This window comes from Streptomyces sp. NRRL F-5122, from assembly GCF_001507435.1.
In the GTDB taxonomy this organism is placed as follows: domain Bacteria; phylum Actinomycetota; class Actinomycetes; order Streptomycetales; family Streptomycetaceae; genus Streptomyces; species Streptomyces lannensis.
Genome location: NZ_LMWH01000228.1, coordinates 87,870 through 108,498 on the forward strand (window position 1 = coordinate 87,870; position 20,629 = coordinate 108,498).

Here is a 20,629-nt window from a genome sequence, read left to right on the forward strand (position 1 = left end):
CCTTCGTCGAATTCCGACGCCCAGCGTTGCCTTGCGCTGCGATCGGCCGCTTGCCGCTCATCGTAGGGAGTCACACGCATCCATCGCAGAGGGAGTTGAGACATGCGCACATCGGGGCCGCTCACAGCGGTGTGCCTGAGCACATTCATGTTGCTGTTGGACGCGACGATCGTGGTCGTCGCACTGCCGGACATGGCGCGGTCGTTGCACGCCTCCCTGAACGATCTGCAGTGGGTCGTCGACGGGTACGCGCTCGCACTCGCGGCACTGCTGCTCGGGATCGGGGCCGCGGCCGACATCCTCGGACGGCGCAGGGTGCACATCGCGGGTGTGGCTCTGTTCGCCGCGGCATCGCTGATGTGCGGGCTCGCCTCCGGGCCGGGCACGCTGGTCGCGGCCCGGGCGCTGCAGGGGGTGGGCGGGGCAGCGATGTACGCGACGACACTTCCGCTGCTCGGTTCGGTCTACCGCGGACGGCAGCGGTCCGCCGCGCTCGGCATCTGGGGCGCCGTCAGCGGCTCGGCCGCGGCGGTGGGACCGGTCCTCGGTGGCGCACTCACCGAGGGACCCGGATGGCGGTGGATCTTCTTCGTGAACCTGCCGGTCAGCGTGGCCGCGGTGGTGCTCATGCTGCGGGCGGTACCGGAGTCGCGGGGCCCGCGCGGCATGCGGATCGACTGGGCGGGCACGCTCGCCTTCGCGGGGTTCGCGGGCTGCACCACCTACGGCGTGGTGCGCGCGGGCGTGGACGGATGGTCCTCCGCCACGACGCTCGGTTCGTTCGGGCTCGCGACGCTGGCCCTGGCGCTGTTCGTGATGGTGGAGTGCCGGGTGGCCCATCCCCTGCTCGATCTGACGCTGCTGCGCAAGCCCGCGTTCGTGGGCGTGATGACGGGCGCGCTGGCCTTCAGCGGCGTGGCGTTCGGGATGACTCCGTACTTCTCCATCTGGACGCAGACGCTGCTCGGCATGAGCCCGGTGCACGGGGGGATGACACTGCTGCCACTGACGTTCGCGTCCATGACGGTCGCCATCCTGGTCGGCCGGCTGCTGCACGGGGTGCAGGCCCGGCTGACCATCGGCGCCGGCATCCTCCTGATCGGTGCGGGCACCCTCTGCGAGGCCGTGCTGGACGCCAGCAGCACCTGGACCACTCTGGTGCCCGGGCTCGTCCTGGTGGGCGTCGGCACCGGCCTCGTGTCGCCCACGGTGGCCGGAGCGGCGCTCGCCTCCGTGCCACCCGAGCGCGCGGGCATGGCGGGCGGAGCGGTGAATACGTTCCGTCAGTTGGGGTATGCCCTCGGCGTCGCGGCCTGCGGCACCGTACTGACGTCCCATATGCAGACCACGATGTCGCACGACTCGGCGCACGCTCTTGCGGGCGGCGGGGCCGCGGCCCTGCGGGGTGTCTTCCCCGAGCACACGCTGCGCTCCACGTTCGCCTCGGGGCTCAACGCGGCTCTGGTGGGGGCGGGTCTGACGGGGATTGTGGCAGGTGCCCTGGTGCTGATCCTGTTGCGGCAGCCGCGAGCCGCGGTCGTGCAACCGGCGCCCGAGGTGCTGGAGAAGACGGCGGCGCCGAGCTGAACGGCGCGGGCGGTGGTCTCGACAACCGGCCACCGCCCGGTGATACTCGCGAGTAGGGTGCAGGGAGCAGTAAATGCGTCGCACAGATTCCGTGGAGATTAAGGGTCAACAACCTACGGCGCCGTAGGGAAATGCGCCCGACGCCACCCCATGTGCGGTCATTTTCCTTGGCTGACCTGTGCGTTTGCGGCGAATGCCCCGGAAAACACCCCCCTCCCGCCCGGCCGTGCGTTGGGGTAGCTTTCACGGCGCTGTGCGGAGCGCCACAAGGAGTGGGATTGCGCGAGTTCACCAACCCTCCGTTGGCATCGGCGCCGCCGGTGGGCGGTCTGGCCGATGTCATCTTCGAGTATGCCCAGGAAGATCCGCTCCGTGTCGCCCTCGGCCGCAAGGACGGGGAAGGCCGGTGGCGTGATGTGACCGCCGCGGAGTTCCGCGACGAGGTCCTCGCGCTCGCCAAGGGGCTGCTGGCGCACGGGGTCCGGTTCGGCGACCGCGTCGCCATCATGTGCCGTACGCGCTACGAGTGGACGCTCTTCGACTTCGCCCTCTGGACGATCGGCGCCCAGGTGGTGCCCATCTACCCCACCTCGTCGGCCGAGCAGGTCTTCTGGATGCTGTACGACGCTCAGGTGTCGGCCGCCATGGTGGAGCACGAGGACCACGCGATGACGATCGCCACGGTCATCGACAGGCTGCCCCAGCTGCACCGGCTGTGGCAGCTCGACGTGGGTGCGGTGCAGGAGCTGTACGACGCGGGCGCGCACATCGAGGACGAGGTGGTGCACCGGCACCGGCAGGCGGTCACCCCCGACTCGACGGCGACGGTCATCTACACCTCCGGCACCACCGGCCGCCCGAAGGGCTGTGTCATCTCGCACGGCAACTTCATGTTCGAAGGCGACACGGTCATCGAACGCTGGGAGCCGGTCTTCCACTCCAAGAGGGGCGACGAGGCCTCCACACTGCTGTTCCTGCCGCTGGCCCACGTCTTCGGGCGGATGGTCGAGGTCGCGTGCATCCGCGGCCGGGTCAAGATCGGCCATCAGCCCCAACTGAACGCGGCCGCGCTGCTGCCCGACCTGGCCGCGTTCAAGCCCACGTTCTTCCTCGCCGTGCCCTACATCTTCGAGAAGGTCTTCAACGCGGCCCGCCGCAAGGCCGAGAAGGAGGGCCGCTCCGGCCCCTTCGAGAAGGCGGTCGAGGTCGCCGTCAAGTACGCGGACGCCATGGAGTCCAAGGCGTGGGGCATAGGCCCAGGCCCGTCGGCGAGCCTGCGGATGCAACACGGCTTCTTCGACAAGGTCGTCTACGCCAAGATCCGCGCGGCGATGGGCGGCCGGGTGCGGCACGCGATGTCGGGCGGCTCGGGCATGGACCGCAGACTCGGGCTGTTCTTCGCCGGCGCCGGTGTGCACATATACGAGGGGTACGGGCTGACGGAGTCGACCGCGGCGGCGACCGCGAACCCGCCCGAGCGCACCCGGTACGGCACGGTGGGCCAGGCCATCCCGGGTACGACCGTGCACATCGCGGACGACGGCGAGGTCTGGCTGCACGGCGGCCATGTCTTCCAGGGCTACCTCAACAACCCCAAGGCCACCGACGAGTCCCTGCACGACGGCTGGCTGGCGACGGGTGACCTGGGTTCCCTCGACGAGGACGGCTTCCTCACCATCACGGGGCGCAAGAAGGAGATCCTCGTGACCTCCGGCGGCAAGAGCGTCTCGCCCGGGGTGCTCGAGGAGCGTGTACGGGACCATCCGCTGGTCGCGCAGTGCATCGTCGTCGGCAACGACCGGCCCTACGTCGCGGCCCTCGTCACGCTCGACTCGGAGGCCGTGGAGCACTGGTTGCAGATGCGCGGCAAGCCGAACATGCCCCCGGCCGATCTGGTTCGCGATCCGGATCTGGAGACCGAGGTGCGACGCGCGGTGGTCGCGGCGAACACCCTGGTCTCGCAGGCGGAGTCGATCCGCACGTTCCGTATCCTCGCGCACCAGTTCACCGAGGAGCACGGACTGCTCACACCGTCGCTGAAGCTCAAGCGCAAGGCGATCGAGACCGCGTACTCGACCGAGGTGGAGGCGCTCTACCGGGCCTGAACCGGTCGCCGACCGCGGGTCGCCCGGCGCCGAGGGCCGGTTGCCGCGCCGAGGGTCTCGCCGGGACCGTACGAGGCGACGCCGCCGCTCCACCCGGGGCACCTGAGTCACCATGACCGGGCGTCACATCGCGCTGCCCCCTCGAACGGGAGGAAGTCCCTGCACCGGGCGCGCCCGGCCGCGAGACGGGCGACCCGGCCGTGCAACTCACGTGTTGGTCGTCGTGAACGGGGGCCGCGATCGGGGTGCGATCACCAGGGCGCTTACCTGCTTTCCGCGGTGGGGGTGGGAGGTCCGGGGAACGGCCCGGGCAGCCGGTGTGTTCACATGTATGCACCGGGTTCATCAACGCGTTCGGTCACGCGATACAGGGTCTCGGGACGGCGGGCCCCGGTCAATGATCCGCCGACGGAGTCGGAGCCATTTCCGGCCAATCCACGGCCGTCACCGATGTTCCCCGAGGACACGCCCGGCCAGGAATGCAGGTCCGGTCGTGATCGTCGACCATGGGAATACCACCCCACGACTGAAGGATCGAGAGCTCGTGAGCAGCAAGGTCCCTCCGATCATCCTGAACAACGGCGTCGCGATGCCCCAGCTGGGCTTCGGCGTCTGGCAGGTGCCGGACGACGAGGCGCAGAGCGCCGTCGCCACCGCCCTGGAGGCCGGGTACCGCAGCATCGACACGGCGGCGATCTACGGCAACGAGGAAGGCGTCGGCAGGGCGGTCGCCGCCTCGGGCATCCCGCGCAAGGACCTCTTCGTCACCACCAAGCTCTGGAACGCCGACCACGGGTACGACCCCGCGATGCGCGCGCTCGACGTGTCGCTGGAGAAGCTCGGCCTGGAGTATGTGGACCTCTACCTGATCCACTGGCCGTTGCCGTCCCGGGGCAGGTTCGTCGAGACGTACCAGGCCATGGAGAAGCTCAACGCCGACGGCCGCGCCAAGGCGATCGGCGTCTCCAACTTCCTTCCGGAGCACCTTCGCACGCTGATCGCCCACGCCTCGCTCATCCCGGCGGTCAACCAGATCGAACTGCATCCGCACATGCAGCAGCACGCGGCGCGCGAGTACCACGCACAGGAGGGCATCACCACCGAAGCGTGGTCCCCGCTCGGCCAGGGCAGAGGCCTCCTCGAGGTCCCGGCGATCATCGCCATCGCCCAGAAGCACAACCGCACCCCCGCCCAGATCGTGCTGCGCTGGCACATCCAGCTGGGCAACGTCGTGATCCCGAAGTCCGTGACGCCGGACCGGATCAGGGAGAACATCGAGGTCTTCGACTTCTCGCTGGACACCGAGGACATGGCGGCGATCAGCGCGCTCAACGAGGACCGCCGCCTCGGCCCCGACCCCGCGACCTTCGACGTGGGCTGACGCCGCCGCGCACCCGTTCGTGGAGCCGCCGGGGCCCGGCACCGATCTGTCCCGGCCGGCCCGCGGGTGGCCTCCACACCGGTCCGGCCGAGGCGGAACCCGAGAATCCGGTGGTCAGCGGACTGCGCGCCGACGGTGATCCGGCCCTTCGTGCGCAGGACCGACCGTCGCCGAAATCCCCTTTGCCTCAAGGGGGTTGACGCGGTCATGTAAGTCGGTCCACCTTGTACGGCACCCGGTAAGGAAACTTTCCTAACAGAAGGGTCCCCCACAGTGCGCACTCGAACACTGACCCTCGCCGCGGCCTCCGGCGCCGCACTTCTCGCCACCGCGGTGCTCCCCACGAACGCATCGGGAGCGGCCGCCCCCAAGTCCCCCCAGGAAGGCACCGTCAGCGCGTCCGCCCTGCTCGCCAAGGTGACGTCCTGTTCGCAGATATCGAACGGCAAGTACAAGACCGACGACGAGACCTCGGCCACCATCCCCGTGTGCGGCAAGAACGGCGCGGTGTTCTGGAAGGCCGACATGGACATCGACTGCGACGGCCAGGTCACGGCCAACTGCAACGGCGACACCGACCCCTGGTTCCAGGACGACACCGCCTTCCACCAGTCCGACGGCAGGCCCCTGCGCGCCGACTCGCTGCCGTACGTCGTCGTGCCGAGCTCCAGCAGCATCTGGAAGTACTCCAGCGCCGGCATCAAGGGCGGCGGCGTGGTGGCCGTCATCTACAACAACAAGGTCGAGTACGCGGTCGTCGGTGACACCGGCCCCACGCAGATCATCGGCGAGGCCTCGTACGCCACCGCGAACGCTCTCGGTATCGACCCGGACCCGGAGACCGGCGGTGCGGACTCGGGCGTGACGTACATCCTGTTCAAGAACTCGCAGGTGTCGCCGATCGAGAGTCACAGCGCGGCCGTCTCCCTCGGCCAGTCGCTGGCCCAGCAGTTCATCCAGAACAACTGAAACAAGGCCCGGCCCGCCCGGCGTCGCGGTCCTCCGCGGTACCGGGCGGCCGGCGCCCCTCACTCGGCAGCCCGATCGGACGTACGACCACGGCGTCGGCGTCGACACCCTCGGGCCGCCGTATCGCCCGGACGATCGAGCCGGCGATACGGTCGGCGGCGCTCCCCGCGACCGTCACCAGGCCATCGGGACGACCGAGTTGGACGGTGAAGCCGCGCAACCGCTCCTCACCGCACCAGGTGACGGCCACCCGGTGCCCGGCGTCGAGAAGCCGCCGGGCACCGGCGGCGCCGACCCCGCCGCCACCGCGCTCGACGAGTGCGACCGGGGAGCCGGTCATGATTGCCCCCGTATTTCGGTGAAGCCGGGGGAATTTCACCACCTCGAGCGCTCTCCGAGCCAGGGGCGACCGGTCTCAGGCGGTCCGTACGGCCGTGTACACCGTGTGCACCTTCAGCACGAACACATCGCTCCTGTGGTGCACGCTCGCCTCGTCCTGCGGGTCGAGCAGCCGGTCCAGCGTGGCACGGTCCTCGCGGTCGAGATCCTCCTCCAGTGCCTCGCGGAGCCGGCTCAGGGATGCGACGACATAGGCGCGCGCCCGGTCCGAGACCGGTGCGGGCAGGTCCAGCAGGAAGCTCCGGGTACCGGTGTGCTTCAGACCCGCGGCGGACAGCAGCGCCGGCCAGTCCTCGGCCTCGGTGACCGCGCCGGGCAGCGATGCCCGCATCCGCGCGAACCACTCGGCCTCCACCGCGTCGATCCGCGCCTGCAACCCCGGACGGCCGAAGCCGATGTCCCGCGGCAGGAACCGGGCGGGCAGCCCGCCTTCCAGCAGGGCGAGGGTGCCGCCGGGCGCCAGCCGCCCGGCGAACGCGGCCAGGGCGGCCCGCTGGTCGGCGAGGTGGTGCAGGCTGTTGCTCGCCCACAACAGGTCGGCCGGATAGGGCAGGTCGTCCAGGGCCTCGGGGAGTTCACCCGCGACCGTGCCGAAGCGATCGGCGAGTCCCAGCCGTTCCGCCCGGGCTCGCGCCCGCTCCAGCAGCGGCTCGGAGCCGTCCACCGCGACGATCCGCGCGCTCGGGAACGCCTCGGCGAACAAGCAGGAGACGACACCCGGCCCACTGCCCGAGTCGACGACCAGGCCCGGTCCCGGCACCTCCTGCGCGAGCCAGGCCATGGCACTCTCGTACAGCGGGGTGAACAGCTCGGCCTGCGCCTCGAGCAGGGGAGCCATCACGGCCCAGTCGATGTCGGTGTGGTCGTCGTGATCGTGGTGGTGGTGTGCCATGGTCATGAGCCTCTCGTCCGGAGGTTCCCAGACTGGGCCCACGCACCGGGGCACGGCCAGTTCCGTTGCCGGTCCGGCAAACGCGCCTCCGGAAACGGCACGGTGTGCGGCGGGACCATCCGCACGGGCCTCGCCATGAACGGCATGCGCCCGGCCCCGGAAAAACGGGATGCGCCCGGTCCCGGCCGTCTCCCACGATGTACCTCATGGACGACGAGTCGGTGGAACGCTTCCTGCGGGACGGGTTCGTGAAGATCGAGGGTGCCTTTCCCCCGCGCGTCGCCGAGGGATGCGCGCGGCTGCTGTGGAAGGAGACCGGGTACGACCCCGACGACCCCGGCACCTGGAAGGACCCGGTGCACTGGGTGTCCGCCATGGCGCAGGGCCCGTTTGCCGCCGCGGCCAACTCCCCCGCGCTGCACGAGGCCTTCGACCTGCTGTGCGGTGAGCACCGCTGGCAACCGCGGTACGCGCTCGGCAGCTTTCCGCTGCGTTTCCCGCACGAGGAGGAGCCGGACGACGCGGGCTGGCACATCGAGGGCAGCTATCTGCCGGAGGGCGCCACTCTCTGGCACACGAACCTGTGGTCGAAGGACCGTGCCCTGCTGATGCTCTTCCTGTTCTCCGAGGTCGGTGAGGAGGATGCCCCGACGCGTATCCGCGTGGGCTCGCATCTCGACGTACCGCCGGTCCTGGAGCCGTACGGCGAACGCGGCGCCTCCTTCCTGGAGCTCGGGCCGAAGGTCGACGCCGCCTCCGCGCACCGCCCGATCGACTACGCAACCGGGCGCCCCGGGGACGTCTACCTCTGCCACCCGTTCCTCGTCCACGCCGCCCAGCCCCACCACGGCACGCGCCCCCGCTTCATGGCGCAGCCGCCGCTGTACGCGACGGTGCCGTGCGAGCTGGAGCGGCAGGACGGCGACTACTCGGCCGTGGAGTTCGCGATCCGTGAGGGTCTGGCCCACGGAGGCGGGCCCCGGCCCACCGACGTCGTCTGACGACCGAGGCGGACCGGGACGGCACCCTCCGCTCCGGGCGACGCGACGGGCTCGAGGCGGTGCGCGGTCCTCGGCCGTACCGCCGGAAGCCGTGTTACCGTCCGGACCGGTGACGGCGGCATCGGTCATACGGTCCGGTTCCCGCTCGATCGACACGGCCGGATGACGCGGCGACGTACGGGACGGCCCGGCGGCACACCCACCACGTCGTGCCGCTGCCCGTCACCTCGTCGCACACCGGTCGGCTCAGCGGCACAGCGCGGATACGGCGGGTCGGCGGGCGCCGCGACCTGTCCCGGCGGACCGGGCGGACGTGCCGTACGCCGGGTCCGCGGCGCTCCGAGGACAGCTCACCGCCACGCCGTGCCGGCCGGTCCGTGACGCCCACACCCCGTGGTCATCGGCCAAGAAGCGATACAAAAGGGGTATGCGCGGAGTTTCTGGTCACGGTGGTCGTGGGGCGTCGGACGCGCCCCGGGGCCATCGGACCGGTGGGCCTCCCCGCCCCGTCGATGGGCACCAGGGGCAGGACCGCGGCCGGCCCTCTCGCAGGCGCAGATGGTGGCGACCGTGGCGCCTGCACCCGGTACTGAACATGCGCAGCCTCGCGGGCCAGGTCTTCCTTCTGCAGTTGCTGGTCGTGGCGCTGCTCGTCGCCGCCGCGCTGGTCGCCCTCGTGATCCAGGCCCGGCGCGACAGCATGGCCGATGCCGAGCACAGGACGCTCGCGACCGCACAGACCTTCGCGCACGCGCCCGGGATCGTGGAGGCCCTGAAGAGTCCCGACCCGACCGCGGTGCTGCAACCGGACGCCGAGGCGGCCCGGAAGGCCGCGGGCGTCGACGCCATCATCGTGTACACGCTGGACGGGGTCACCCTCACCCACAGCGACCCGAGCCAGATCGGCAAGCATGTCATCGGCCCCTACGGGCAGGCGGCCGACGGCAGGGCGTTCACCAGCACTTTCCACGGATCCCTGGGGCTTTCCGTGGTCTCGGCGGTGCCCGTGCGGGCACCCGACGGCTCCGTCGTCGCGGTCGTCGCCGTGCCCGTCACGGTCGAGAAGGTCCAACACAGCATGAACCAGCAGCTGCCGTACCTGTTCGGGGGCGCCGCCGGGGCCCTCGTCATCGCCGCGGGCGGCGCGGCACTGGTGAGCAGGCGACTGCGGCGGCAGACCCATGGCCTGGGGCCGGCCGAGATGACCCGGATGTACGAGCACCACGACGCGGTACTGCACGCCGTCCGGGAAGGGGTCCTGATCCTCGACTGCGACGGGCGGCTGGTGCTGGCCAACGACGAGGCACGCCGGCTGCTGGACCTCCCGGCGGACGCCGAGCAGCGTGATGTCGGCGGGCTCGGGCTGGATGCGGACATCGCCGCGCTGCTCGTCTCCGACCGCACGGTCACCGACGAGGTGTACCTGGCGGGCGACCGGCTCCTGGCGATCAACAAGCGGCCCACCGCGCCCCATGGAACGGCGGGATACGTGGTGACCTTGCGCGACACCACCGAGCTGCGCGCCCTCTCCGGCAGGGCGGAGGGCGCGCGGGAACGCCTGAGGCTGCTCTACGACGCCGGCATCCGGGTCGGCACCACGCTGGATGTCACACACACGGCCGAGGAGCTGGCGGAGGTGGCGGTGCCGCGGTTCGCCGACATCGCCACCGTCGAGCTGCTGGACCCCGTACTGCGCGGCGAGGAGTCCTCCGACGAGACCGCGCCGTTGCGGCGTGTCGCGGTCGCGGGCCTGGACAGGTCCCACCTGCTGTACCCCCTCGGCGAGCCGATCCCCTTCGGCGACGCCCATCCCGTCGCCGCAGCGATGGCCACCAACCGGACGCTCCTGGTCAAGGATCTGCGCACGCTGAGGGACTGGCGGGCCCAGGATCCCGAACGCACCCGGCAGCTCATCGACCACGGCATCCACTCCCTGCTCGTGGTCCCGCTGCGGGCCCGCGGAGTGGTACTGGGGATGGCGATGTTCTGGCGGGCCGGCGCCTCCCCGCCCTTCGACGACGAGGACGTGTCCTTCGCCGAGGAACTCGGCACCCGGGCCGCGGTCTGCATCGACAACGCCCGCCGCTACACCCGGGAACACGCCATGGCGGTGACCCTGCAGCACAGGCTGCTGCCGCAGGAGCTGCCCGAGCAGTCCGCCCTCGAGGTGGCCTACCGCTACCTCCCGGCCCAGGCCGGGGTGGGCGGGGACTGGTTCGACGTCATCCCGCTGTCCGGCACCCGGGTGGCGCTGGTCGTCGGCGATGTGGTCGGTCACGGTCTGCATGCCGCCGCGACCATGGGCCGGCTGCGCACCGCCGTGCACAACTTCTCCGGACTGGACATGCCCCCGGAGGAGCTGCTGGCCCGGCTGGACGAGCTGGTCGCCCAGATCGACGCGGACGAAGGGCAAGAGCAGGGGATCACCGGCGCGACCTGTCAGTACGCCGTCTACGACCCCACCTCCGGCCATCTGGTCATCGCCACCGCCGGCCATCCGGGACCGGCCCTCGTCCATCCCGACGGGACCGTGGACTTCCCCCCGGTGCCCGTCTCCACGCCACTCGGACTGGGCGCGGGACTGCCCTTCGAGTGCACCGACCTGACCCTGCCCGAGGGATCCCGGCTGGTGCTCTACACCGACGGCCTCGTCCTGGGCGCGGACCACGATCTGGACGCCGGCCTGGCGGCTCTGCGCGCTGCTCTGACCGGGCCCGATCGCACCCCTGAGGCCACGTGTGCGGCGGTGATGGACGCCATGCTGCCCGCCCGGCCCAAGGACGACATCGCCCTGCTGGTGGCCCGCATCCGCAGGCTCGACCCCGACCGGATCGCCGAGTGGCATGTGCCCTGTGACGCGGCGGCCGTGTCGTCGGTGCGCAGCGCCTGCACCGACCGGCTGGCGCAGTGGGGCCTGGAGGAGATCTCCTTCACCGCCGAGCTCGTGCTCAGCGAGCTGATCACCAACGCCATCCGCTACGGCAGCGACCCCATCACCGTCCGCCTGATCCACGACCGCACCCTGATCTACGAAGTCTGCGACGGCAGCAGCACATCGCCGCGCCTGCGCCGGGCCAACGTCACCGACGAGGGCGGCCGCGGACTTTTCCTGGTCGCCCAGTTGACCGAACGATGGGGCACCCGCTACACCCCCACCGGAAAGGTCATCTGGGCCGAGCAGTCGCTGCGCGGCGGCGCCGCGTCCGAGGCGGAGGACCTCGGCGAGATGCTGCTCGACCAGTTTGACGACACGGCTCTGTGAGGGGCCGCGCGGGGCCGCCGGCCGCCGTGGACGACACGCCGCGCACAGCGGCCGGACGGGGAAGGGCAAACCGCCGGTCCGCCCTGGATACGCGCTGATCGCAGGCGCTCGCACAAGCCGTCGTACCACGAAGGCGCCAGGTACGCTGACCTCGATGACCATGTCGTCGCAGTGGACCCGAGGAGGCCTGCAGACCAGGGGGCCGGGAAGCGCCGCGAAGGACCCGCCGCCCCGCCCCCGCGCGCGAACTCGGCGGCCGATCGAAACGCGTGGCCCGGGGCGTGAAGCGGCCCCGACCCCGACCGCTTCCCCGACTCCGCGACCACGCCGAGGCGCTGTCCGCGGACGCACGGCGGCCCGCACACCGACGGCACCGGTCGTTCGCTCCGGCGGCCCGATGACAAACGTTCTCCGTGACCGCCCTCCTCGCACATCGCACCCTCTGGAGCCGTCGTGACCCCACTCCGGGCCCGAGCAGCGGCCGCGTTCTGCTGTCTCGTCCTCACGGCGCTGGCATCCTGCGAGAGCAGGGCACCCGAGCGGCCCAGGAAACCCTCCGCGGCCACCTCCGCCGCGGACGCGGGCGGTATGGACGCGCTGATCACCGCAGCGAAGAAGGAAGGTACGCTCCGGGCGATCGCCATTCCGCGCGACTGGGCCAACTACGGCGGTCTGATCGACGGCTTCGCGAAGAGGTACGGCATCAGGGTCACGGTCGACCATCCCGACGCCCACAGCGAGGACGAGATCGACGCCCTGGTCAAGAGCGGGAAGCGGCCGACGGCACCCGACGTGATCGACCTGGGCGACACATTCGCGCGGTCGGCGGCGAGCCGGAACCTGCTCGCGCCGTACAAGGTCGCCGCATGGGACTCCATCCCCGCCTTCCAGAAGGACCCGCAGGCCCACTGGTACAACAACTACGGCGGCTACGTCTCGATCGGATGCGACGCCAACCGCGTCAAGCCCTGTCCCGGGACCTTCGCCGAACTGCTCAGACCCGGCTACCAGGGCAGGGTCTCCCTGGAGGGCGACCCCACCCGGGCCAACTCCGCCTTCGCCGCCGTCTTCGCCGCCGCACTGGCCAACGACGGGTCGTTCGACAACATCCGGCCCGGTCTGGACTTCTTCGCCCAGCTGAAGAAGAGCGGCAACTTCAACCCCCTCGAGTCGACCTCCGGGGCCGTCAAGACCGGGCGGACACCCATCAGCATCAACTGGGACTACCTCAACCTCGGCTACGCCGAAGGGCTTCGGGCCAAGGGGGTGGACTGGAACGTGGCGATCCCCCTGGACGGCAGCTTCGCCCAGTACTACGCACAGGCGATCAACAAGAACGCCCCGCACCCCGCCGCAGCGCGCCTGTGGGAGGAATACCTCTTCAGCACCGAGGGCCAGAACCTGCGGCTCGCCGGCTACGCCCGCCCGGTACTCATGGACACCATGAAGCGGGACGGCACGCTGGACGAGGCCGCAGCCGCCCGGCTGCCGACGGTCGAGGGGACGCCGCAGTTCCCGACGGACGCACAGCTGGCGAAGGCGCGGCGGACGGTCGACCAGGACTGGTCGAAGACCGTCTCGGGATGACATGCCCCGGCGCCGGTACGTGGCCGGCGGCCCTCAGCCCTTGCGGAACGCCCGCAGTGTGAACACCGGGTCCGGGCGTGTGCGGTCCTGGTCCGGCAGGGCCGCGAGGCGCGCGGCGATCCGGTCGCCCGTCGGATCACCGGGCCCCGTCGTCGTGAACCAGCCGCGCCGCAGGTCCTCCATGGTCGTGCGGGGGCTGCGTCCCTGCCCGACCCCGGGGAAGCGGGCCTGCCCGGCCGGGACCAGACCGCACACGGCCGCGTACTCCGTGACGGTCTCCGCGGCGTCCAGCGCCGGGCGGCGCGGGCGCACGGCCAGGGCGGCGTCGATGTCGCTGCCCACGTCGTGGGCGGAGGCCTTGTCGACGGTGGTGATGTACACACCGCCCGGGCGCAGAGCCCGGGCGCACTCGGTGACCACGGCTCGTACGTCCTCGGGACCCTGGAGGAGGTGCAGCAGCCAGATGGTCGTGACCGCCTCGAACGCCTGGTCGCGGACGGGCAGCCGGCGGCAGTCGGCGCGGACGACGGCGCCGGGCAGCCGTGCCACGGCCAGCCGGGCCATCGCATGGGTCAGATCGGCGCCGGCCACCACCAGTCCCGGCCGCCCGGCCGCGAGCCGCCGGGTCACGATCCCAGTCCCGCAGGCCACGTCCAGCAGCCGGCCGGCGTCCTTTGGCACCAGCCCGAGCACGGCATCGGCGGCGGCTCCGGCCCGGGGCTCACCGCCGCGCGTGGCGTCGTAGGCGTCGGCCTCGGCCTCGTAGTCGAGCACGGTGACCTCCACTCAGTGGGCGCCGTGCCCGGGGGCCAGTTCCTCGATCCGCCGGGCCAGCCGGAAGTCGAGTTCGGTCACCGCGCCGCCGACGCTGTGGGTGTTCACCGTGACGACGACGGTGTTGTAGCCGAGGGTGAGATCGGAGTGGTGGTCGAGTTCCTCCTGCACCTGGGCGATGTGCACGACCATGCCGGTCGCCGCGAAGTGCGAGCCGAGCCGGTAGGAACGGGCGATCCGGTCGCCGTCCTGCGACCAGCCCGGCAACTCCGCCAGCCGGTCCTCGATCTCCTTCTGCGACAGCGGTTCGACGGCCATCACCGGCTCCTTCCGTGGGACGCGGGATCGCCTCACCCTGACACATCCCCCCTGTGCGACGGCGTACGCGTGTGCGACGCCGTACGCGCGGTCGGTCCCTCAGCGTCGTACGCACTCCGCGGCGAAGTCGTCAGCGCAGACCGCGATCTCGGCACGTCCCTCGACCGGCTCGAGCCACTCCTGCGGCAGCCGGTGGTCACCGTGGTGAGCGCCCAGGAGGTTGCCGCAGATGGCCCCCGTGGAGTCGCTGTCGCCGGAGTGGTTGACGGACAGCAGGAGCGCGTGCCGTGGCTCCGGCTGGACGAGCGCGCAGTACACGGCAATGGCCAACGCCTGCTCGGCGATCCAGCCCTCACCGAGCGACTCGACCTTCTCGGGGGTCGGCGATCCCTCGGCGGCCAGGTCGAGGGCCTCGTGCAGGGCGGCCGTGGTCTCCTCGTGGCCGGGATACCGGGCGAGCAGACGCAGGGCGCGAAGCACGGCGCCCTCCAAGGAGTCCCCCTCGACGAGGTGGGCGACGATCGCGGCGAAGGCGCCCGCGGAGTAGTAGCCCGTGGGATGGCCATGGGTGGTCTGGGCGGAGCGGGCGGCCATGGCGAACGCGGTGTCGCCGGGCACCCGGCTCAGTCCGAAGGGCGCCGAGCGCATGACCGCGCCGCAGCCCTTGGAGTCGGAGTTGACCGGGCCGGGGCGGCCCAGTTCGGCCGTCGGATCGGGGACGAATTCCTGGGCCAGGCCGGAGAGGCAGGCGTTGCCCGGGGCGCGGCGGGCGTACAGCCAGGGTTGCGCGGCAAGGCCCGTCGCCCCTTCGGGCGGGGCCGGAAGGCGCTGGGTGTCGAACCAGCGCCCGTACGCCTCGCGCACCAGCCGAGACCAGCCGCCGCCGATGCCCTTGAGCCGTTCGCGCTCGTGCGCCTGCCGGAGGCCCTCCAACGTGAACAGCGTCATCTGCGTGTCGTCGGTGACACGGCCCACCACGCCCCCGCCGCCGGGGACGAGACCGGTGACGCCCCGCTCGCCGTGCAGGGCGCGGATGCGGTCCAGGGAGGCGAACTCGATCGGGTACCCGAGGGCGTCGCCCATCGCGCCTGCGAGCAGACAGCCGCGCACGCGTGCGCGGTAGATCGCGGTGGCCTCCCAGGACGGGCCGAGCCGGTCGTACATGCGCCACTCCTCGATTACGGTCGGTCTCATGACCATTCTCGCGTCCGGCACCGCCGCCCCCTCGCCGGCCCCTTCCGAACCGGCCTTCGGAGCGCTGCTGCGCGGCTGGCGGGAGCAACGGCACATCACCCAGCTGGAGTTGGCGCTGCGGGCCGGTTCTTCGGCCCGGCACGTCAGTTTCGTCGAGACGGGCCGCTCGCGGCCCAGCGAGGAGATGGTCCTACGGCTCGCCGAGCATCTGGAGGTACCGGTGCGCGAGCGCAACGCGCTGCTGCTGGCGGCGGGTTACGCACCGCACTACCCGGAGACACCGCTGGACGACCCCTCGATGGAGGCGCTGCGCGAGGGCGTGGAGCGGCTGATCCACGCCTACGAGCCCTACCCAGCGCTGGTGGTGGACGCGCGGTACGACGTGGTGGCGGCGAACCGGGGCATCACGATGCTCCTCGAGGGCGTCCCGGAGCGGTTGCTCGCCTCGCCCCTGAACGCGATGCGCCTCACGCTGCACCCGGAGGGCCTGGCTCCGCGCATCCGCAATCTGCGCGAGTGGCGGGACCATCTGCTGACGCAGATGGAGCGTCAGATCGCCCTGCGGCGCTCGGAGGTGCTGCGGGCGCTGTACGACGAGGTGGCGGCCTATCCGGTCCCGGACCGGATCGGGTCCGAACCGGCCGGGCCCGTACCGCGCTTCGCTCTCCCGATGCGGATCGAGCACGACGGCCGGGTGCTGTCCTTCATCTCGTCGATCTCCACCTTCAACACCCCGATGGACGTCACGGTGGCGGAACTGGCCGTCGAGACGTTTCTGCCCGCCGACCCGGCGACGGCGAAGTACCTGCAAAGCACGGGGAATTGAGGTGGCGTCAAAGTTTTCCCGTCGTCCCGATGAGACGTACGTCCGAACGTGCCACACTGCTCGCGTACAGGGACGCGTAGGGGAGGCGTGGCGTGAGCGAGCGGCGGGCTGCGCCCACCGTGGGGCAGGTGGTCCTCGGACGGCGGCTGCAGGAGTTGCGGGAGGCCGCCGGTCTCAAGCGTGAGGAGGCGGCGCGGATACTGCGCGTCGCTCCCGCGACCGTGCGGCGCATGGAGGCCGCCGAAGTCGCCTTGAAGATCCCCTACCTGCAGGTGCTGTTGTCCACTTACGGCGTGCCGGATCCGGAGGTCACCGCCTTCGTCCGGCTTGCCGAGGAGGCCAACCTGCCCGGCTGGTGGCAGCGTTACCACGACGTGCTGCCCGACTGGTTCAGCCTGCACGTCAGCCTGGAGGGCGCCGCCCGTATCGTGCGCTCCTACGAGCCGCACTTCGTGCCCGGTCTGCTGCAGACCGAGGACTACGCCCGTGCCGTACTGGAGGCCGGAACGGTGGGGCAGGTCCGCCCCCAGGACATCGAGCGGCATGTGGCGCTGCGGATGGCCCGGCAGACGCTGCTCACCGGTGAGAACCCGCCGCACTTCTGGGTGATCATGGACGAGACCGTGCTGCGGCGCCCGGTGAGCGCCGACCCCAAGGTGATGCGCGAGCAACTCGACAGGCTGATCGAGGCCGGCGACAATCCGCGGATCACCCTGCAGGTCGCCGAGTTCGCCGCCGGTCCGCACCCGGGGGCCTGCACTCCGTTCGTCCTCTTCCGCTTCGGGGAGCCGGAGCTGCCCGACATGGTCTACAGCGAGTACCTGACCGGCGCGCTCTATCTCGACTCGCGCCCCGAGGTGTCCATGCATCTGGAGGTGCTGGACCACATGTCCGCGAAGGCGGCCTCCGTCCAGCGGACGAAAAGGCTCTTCCAGGAGTACCGCGACACCTTCTGACCCGGCCGCTCCCCTGCCCCCAGCCTCTTCAGGAGCACGCGTATGACGCCAGGACACGAAGCAGAACCGGGTCGGATCGACACCGGCCGGCCCCATCCCGCGCGCGTGTACGACTGGTGGCTGGGCGGCAAGGACAACTATCCGGTCGACGAGGAACTGGGCCGGAAGATCCTCGCCGCCGACCCGACCGTACGGCGCGGGGCGCGCGCCAACCGCCGGTTCATGCAACGGGCCACGAGGACGCTCGCGCGGGCGGGGGTGCGCCAGTTCCTCGACATCGGCACGGGCATCCCCACCGAGCCCAATCTCCACCAGGTCGCGCAGGAGATCGCCCTCGACGCCCGGGTGGTGTACGCCGACCACGACCCGATCGTGCTGCGGCACGCCCAGGCGCTGCTGCACGGCTCGGCGGAGGGCACGACGGACTACGTCCACGCGGACGTCCACGATCCCGACACCGTCCTCGGCCGCGCGGCCGAGTCCCTCGACTTCGGGAAGCCGGTCGCACTCTCGCTGATCGCACTGACGCACTATCTCGGCGACGAGGCGCACGACCTGCTGAAGCGCTACGTCGAGGCGCTCGCCCCGGGCAGCCACCTGGTCGTCTCCCAGGTCACGCCCGACCTGAACCCCGAGGCCGTCGAGCGGGCCGCCGGACTGTTCCGGCACAGCGGCACCCCCTTCTTCCCTCGCCCGCTCGCCGAGTTCTCGCGCTTCTTCGACGGACTGGAACTGCTGGGACCCGGGGTGATCCCCGTCTTCGGGTGGCGGCCGGAGCCGGACGACGTGACGGCCCAGGCGGAGGGCATCGTGCCGGTGTACGCGGGGGTCGCCCGCAAGTCCTGAGCGCGTCCCGGCCCCGGCCGACCGGCCGCCACGCCTCGTGTCCTCATCACCGCCTCAGGCCGCGCCGCCCTTCGTGTCCCTGTCGTCGTCGACGATCTCGGCGTCCACCACCGACTCGTCGTCGGAGGGGTTCCGTTCGTCGCCGGAACCTCCGGCACCGCCGGATTCGGACGGCCCGGCCTGGGCCCTGTCGTACATCGCCTGCCCCATCCTCTGGCTCACCGTGGCCAGTTCCTCGATCCCGGCGCGCAGCGCCGCCGTATCGGCCTCGTCCTTCAGCAGACCCTTCAGCTCGGCCGCCACGGCCGTGACCTGGTCCCTGGTGTCCGCCGGAACGCCTTCCTCGTTGTCCCGCAGGAACTTCTCGGTCCGGTACACGAGTTGCTCGGCCTGGTTGCGTGTCTCCGCGGTCTCCCGGAGCCTGCGGTCCTCCTCCGCGTACTGCTCCGCGTCCCGCATCATCCGGTCGATCTCGTCCTTGGGGAGCGCGGAGCCGCCGGTCACCGTCATCTTCTGTTCCCGGCCCGTCGCCAGGTCCTTGGCAAAGACGTGCATGATCCCGTCGGCGTCGATGTCGAAGGCCACCTCGATCTGCGGTACCCCGCGCGGTGCGGGCGGCAGTCCGGTCAGGTCGAAGACGCCGAGCTTCTTGTTGTGGGCGGCCATCTCGCGCTCGCCCTGGTAGACCTGGACACCGACCGACGGCTGGTTGTCGTCGGCGGTGGTGAAGATCTCCGAACGCCGGGTGGGAATGGTCGTGTTGCGTTCGATCAGCTTGGTCATGATGCCGCCCTTGGTCTCGATGCCGAGGGACAGCGGGGTGACGTCGAGCAGCAGGACGTCCTTGACGTCGCCGCGGATGACACCGGCCTGCAGGGCCGCGCCCACGGCCACGACCTCGTCGGGGTTGACACCCTTGTGCGGCTCCTTGCCGGTAAGATCCTTCACCAGGTCGGTGACGGCGGGCATGCGGGTCGAACCGCCGACCAGAATGACGTGGTCGATCGCGGACAGTTGCACACCGGCGTCCTCGACCGCCTGGCGGAACGGGGTCCGGCAGCGGTCCAGCAGATCGGCGGTGAGCTCCTGGAAGCGGGCGCGGGTCAGCTTCTCCTCAAGATGCAGCGGCCCCTCCGCGGAAGCGGTGATGTAGGGCAGGTTGACGGTCGTCTCGGTGGAACCGGACAGCTCGATCTTGGCCTTCTCGGCGCCCTCGCACAGCCGTTGAAGCGCCATCTTGTCGGCGCCGAGGTCGACGCCGTACTGCCCCTTGAACCGCTTGACCAGATGGTCGACGATCCGCTGGTCCCAGTCGTCGCCGCCGAGACGGGTGTCGCCGTTGGTGGCCTTCACCTCGATGACTCCGTCGCCGATCTCCAGAAGGGAGACGTCGAACGTGCCGCCGCCGAGGTCGAAGACGAGGACCGTCTGCTCCTCCGCGCGGTCGAGACCGTACGCGAGGGCCGCGGCCGTCGGCTCGTTGACGATCCGCAGGACCTTCAGCCCCGCGATCCCGCCGGCCTCCTTGGTGGCCTGCCGCTGGGCGTCGTCGAAGTAGGCGGGCACGGTGATCACGGCGTCGGTGACCTCCTCGCCCAGATATGCCTCGGCGTCCCGTTTCAGCTTCTGCAGGACCCGGGCGGACAGTTCCTGGGCCCGGTAACGGGTGCCGTCCACGGTGCCCTTGTCCGGGAAGCGCCACTGTGTGTCACCCATGCGCCGCTTCACCGAGCGCGCGGTGCGCTCGACGTTCGTCACGGCCTGCCGCTTGGCGACCTCGCCGACGAGCACCTCGCCGTTCTTGGCGAAGGCGACCACCGACGGGGTAGTGCGGGCGCCTTCGGCGTTGGCGACGACGGTGGGCTCACCACCTTCCAGGACGGCCACCACCGAGTTCGTCGTTCCGAGGTCGATCCCCACCGCACGTGCCATCGCTGTCCCCTTCCGCCAGGGCGGTCCCGCCCTCCATCGGAAAACTTGAGTGGCCCCTTGTCAATGACGTCGGGTCATGGCTGACGCCTTCGGCCCCCTGGCCCATACCCCGGAAACGGCGGTGCCGCGCCCCCCTCCCGGCGGGCGCGGCACCTCGTATGTGTGTACGTCAGGCGAGCTTGGCTTCCAGGGTGATCGTCGTACCGGCCAGCGCCTGACTGACCGGGCAGTTCTTCTTGGCGTCCTCGGCGGCTGCGACGAACGCGTCGTTGTCGATGCCGGGGACCGTGCCCTCGACGGTGAGGTGGATGCCCGTGATGCCCTCACCCGGCTGGAAGGTCACGTCGGCCTTCGTCTCGAGCTTGGTGGGCGGGGTGCCGGCGCCGGCCAGGCCGTGCGACAGCGCCATGGAGAAGCAGCTGGAGTGGGCGGCGGCGATCAGCTCCTCCGGGCTGGTCTTGCCGTTGGCCTTCTCGGCGCGCGACGGCCACGACACCGGCTGCTGGCCGATGCCGGAGGAGTCGAAGGTCACGACGCCGTTGCCCTCGAGCAGATTGCCTTCCCAGACGGTGTGTGCGGTGCGCGTGGTTGCCACAATTC

Annotated in this window: 17 protein-coding genes; 10 read left to right on the forward strand and 7 right to left on the reverse strand. The window is 70.9% G+C overall.

The features are described 5' to 3' along the window. Positions 1 to 102: 102 nt before the first annotated feature. From ADL25_RS21325 to ADL25_RS21340, 4 genes are all read left to right on the forward strand, one after another. Complete coding sequence (locus ADL25_RS21325) at positions 103 to 1,587, forward strand: MFS transporter (protein WP_059129355.1); 1,485 nt, start codon at positions 103 to 105, stop codon at positions 1,585 to 1,587. Between the two features lie 278 nt (positions 1,588 to 1,865). Continuing rightward, complete coding sequence (locus tag ADL25_RS21330; RefSeq protein ID WP_059129356.1) at positions 1,866 to 3,692, forward strand: AMP-dependent synthetase/ligase; 1,827 nt, start codon at positions 1,866 to 1,868, stop codon at positions 3,690 to 3,692. 544 nt (positions 3,693 to 4,236) lie between these two features. Next, positions 4,237 to 5,073 carry an aldo/keto reductase gene (locus ADL25_RS21335; RefSeq protein ID WP_059129357.1) on the forward strand — a complete coding sequence of 279 codons (837 nt, stop codon included), beginning with the start codon at positions 4,237 to 4,239 and terminating at the stop codon, positions 5,071 to 5,073. Between the two features lie 273 nt (positions 5,074 to 5,346). Further along, positions 5,347 to 6,042 carry a glycoside hydrolase family 75 protein gene (locus tag ADL25_RS21340; RefSeq protein ID WP_059129358.1) on the forward strand — a complete coding sequence of 232 codons (696 nt, stop codon included), beginning with the start codon at positions 5,347 to 5,349 and terminating at the stop codon, positions 6,040 to 6,042. On the opposite strand, the gene ADL25_RS52235 is transcribed toward ADL25_RS21340, so the two are convergent. Both ADL25_RS52235 and ADL25_RS21350 read right to left on the reverse strand, forming a co-directional pair. Further along, positions 6,026 to 6,382 (reverse strand): hypothetical protein, encoded by a 357-nt coding sequence (locus ADL25_RS52235; RefSeq protein ID WP_059129359.1) that lies wholly within the window; start codon positions 6,380 to 6,382, stop codon positions 6,026 to 6,028. The genes ADL25_RS21340 and ADL25_RS52235 overlap by 17 nt on opposite strands. A gap of 75 nt (positions 6,383 to 6,457) precedes the next feature. Further along, positions 6,458 to 7,333 carry a class I SAM-dependent methyltransferase gene (locus ADL25_RS21350; RefSeq protein ID WP_059129635.1) on the reverse strand — a complete coding sequence of 292 codons (876 nt, stop codon included), beginning with the start codon at positions 7,331 to 7,333 and terminating at the stop codon, positions 6,458 to 6,460. Positions 7,334 to 7,539: 206 nt separating this feature from the next. Between ADL25_RS21350 and ADL25_RS21355 the strand changes: the two genes are divergently transcribed. The 3 genes from ADL25_RS21355 to ADL25_RS21365 all read left to right on the forward strand — a co-directional run bounded on the left by ADL25_RS21355 (position 7,540) and on the right by ADL25_RS21365 (position 13,183). Next, positions 7,540 to 8,334 carry a phytanoyl-CoA dioxygenase family protein gene (locus ADL25_RS21355; RefSeq protein ID WP_079050503.1) on the forward strand — a complete coding sequence of 265 codons (795 nt, stop codon included), beginning with the start codon at positions 7,540 to 7,542 and terminating at the stop codon, positions 8,332 to 8,334. 595 nt (positions 8,335 to 8,929) lie between these two features. After that, on the forward strand, positions 8,930 to 11,596 hold the full coding sequence (locus ADL25_RS21360) for a SpoIIE family protein phosphatase/ATP-binding protein (RefSeq protein ID WP_059129361.1): 2,667 nt from the start codon (positions 8,930 to 8,932) through the stop codon (positions 11,594 to 11,596). A gap of 453 nt (positions 11,597 to 12,049) precedes the next feature. Beyond that, positions 12,050 to 13,183 carry an ABC transporter substrate-binding protein gene (locus tag ADL25_RS21365; protein ID WP_059129362.1) on the forward strand — a complete coding sequence of 378 codons (1,134 nt, stop codon included), beginning with the start codon at positions 12,050 to 12,052 and terminating at the stop codon, positions 13,181 to 13,183. A gap of 33 nt (positions 13,184 to 13,216) precedes the next feature. Here the strand turns inward: ADL25_RS21365 and ADL25_RS21370 are convergent, their stop codons facing one another. The 3 genes from ADL25_RS21370 to ADL25_RS21380 all read right to left on the reverse strand — a co-directional run bounded on the left by ADL25_RS21370 (position 13,217) and on the right by ADL25_RS21380 (position 15,439). Continuing rightward, positions 13,217 to 13,957, reverse strand: a complete 741-nt coding sequence (locus tag ADL25_RS21370) for a class I SAM-dependent methyltransferase (protein ID WP_059129636.1) — start codon at positions 13,955 to 13,957, stop codon at positions 13,217 to 13,219. Between the two features lie 12 nt (positions 13,958 to 13,969). After that, a complete protein-coding gene (locus tag ADL25_RS21375) occupies positions 13,970 to 14,275 on the reverse strand; it encodes a 4a-hydroxytetrahydrobiopterin dehydratase (RefSeq protein WP_059129363.1) in 306 nt (101 codons plus the stop codon). 99 nt (positions 14,276 to 14,374) lie between these two features. After that, a complete protein-coding gene (locus tag ADL25_RS21380) occupies positions 14,375 to 15,439 on the reverse strand; it encodes an ADP-ribosylglycohydrolase family protein (RefSeq protein WP_059129364.1) in 1,065 nt (354 codons plus the stop codon). Between the two features lie 28 nt (positions 15,440 to 15,467). On the opposite strand from ADL25_RS21380, the gene ADL25_RS21385 reads away from it, so the two are divergent. The 3 genes from ADL25_RS21385 (at position 15,468) to ADL25_RS21395 (ending at position 18,097) form a co-directional block, all read left to right on the forward strand. Continuing rightward, positions 15,468 to 16,295 (forward strand): helix-turn-helix domain-containing protein, encoded by an 828-nt coding sequence (locus tag ADL25_RS21385; protein WP_059129637.1) that lies wholly within the window; start codon positions 15,468 to 15,470, stop codon positions 16,293 to 16,295. A gap of 92 nt (positions 16,296 to 16,387) precedes the next feature. Then, on the forward strand, positions 16,388 to 17,251 hold the full coding sequence (locus tag ADL25_RS21390; RefSeq protein WP_059129365.1) for a helix-turn-helix domain-containing protein: 864 nt from the start codon (positions 16,388 to 16,390) through the stop codon (positions 17,249 to 17,251). A gap of 42 nt (positions 17,252 to 17,293) precedes the next feature. Continuing rightward, positions 17,294 to 18,097 (forward strand): SAM-dependent methyltransferase, encoded by an 804-nt coding sequence (locus ADL25_RS21395; RefSeq protein ID WP_059129366.1) that lies wholly within the window; start codon positions 17,294 to 17,296, stop codon positions 18,095 to 18,097. Between the two features lie 54 nt (positions 18,098 to 18,151). Here ADL25_RS21395 and dnaK read toward each other — a convergent pair whose 3' ends face one another. Together dnaK and ADL25_RS21405 are read right to left on the reverse strand one after the other, a co-directional pair. Beyond that, entirely contained in the window at positions 18,152 to 20,029 is a 1,878-nt protein-coding gene (dnaK, locus tag ADL25_RS21400) for a molecular chaperone DnaK (RefSeq protein WP_059129367.1), read from the reverse strand. A 169-nt stretch (positions 20,030 to 20,198) separates the two neighbouring features. After that, entirely contained in the window at positions 20,199 to 20,624 is a 426-nt protein-coding gene (locus ADL25_RS21405; protein ID WP_059129368.1) for an OsmC family protein, read from the reverse strand. Between the last annotated feature and the right edge of the window lie 5 nt (positions 20,625 to 20,629).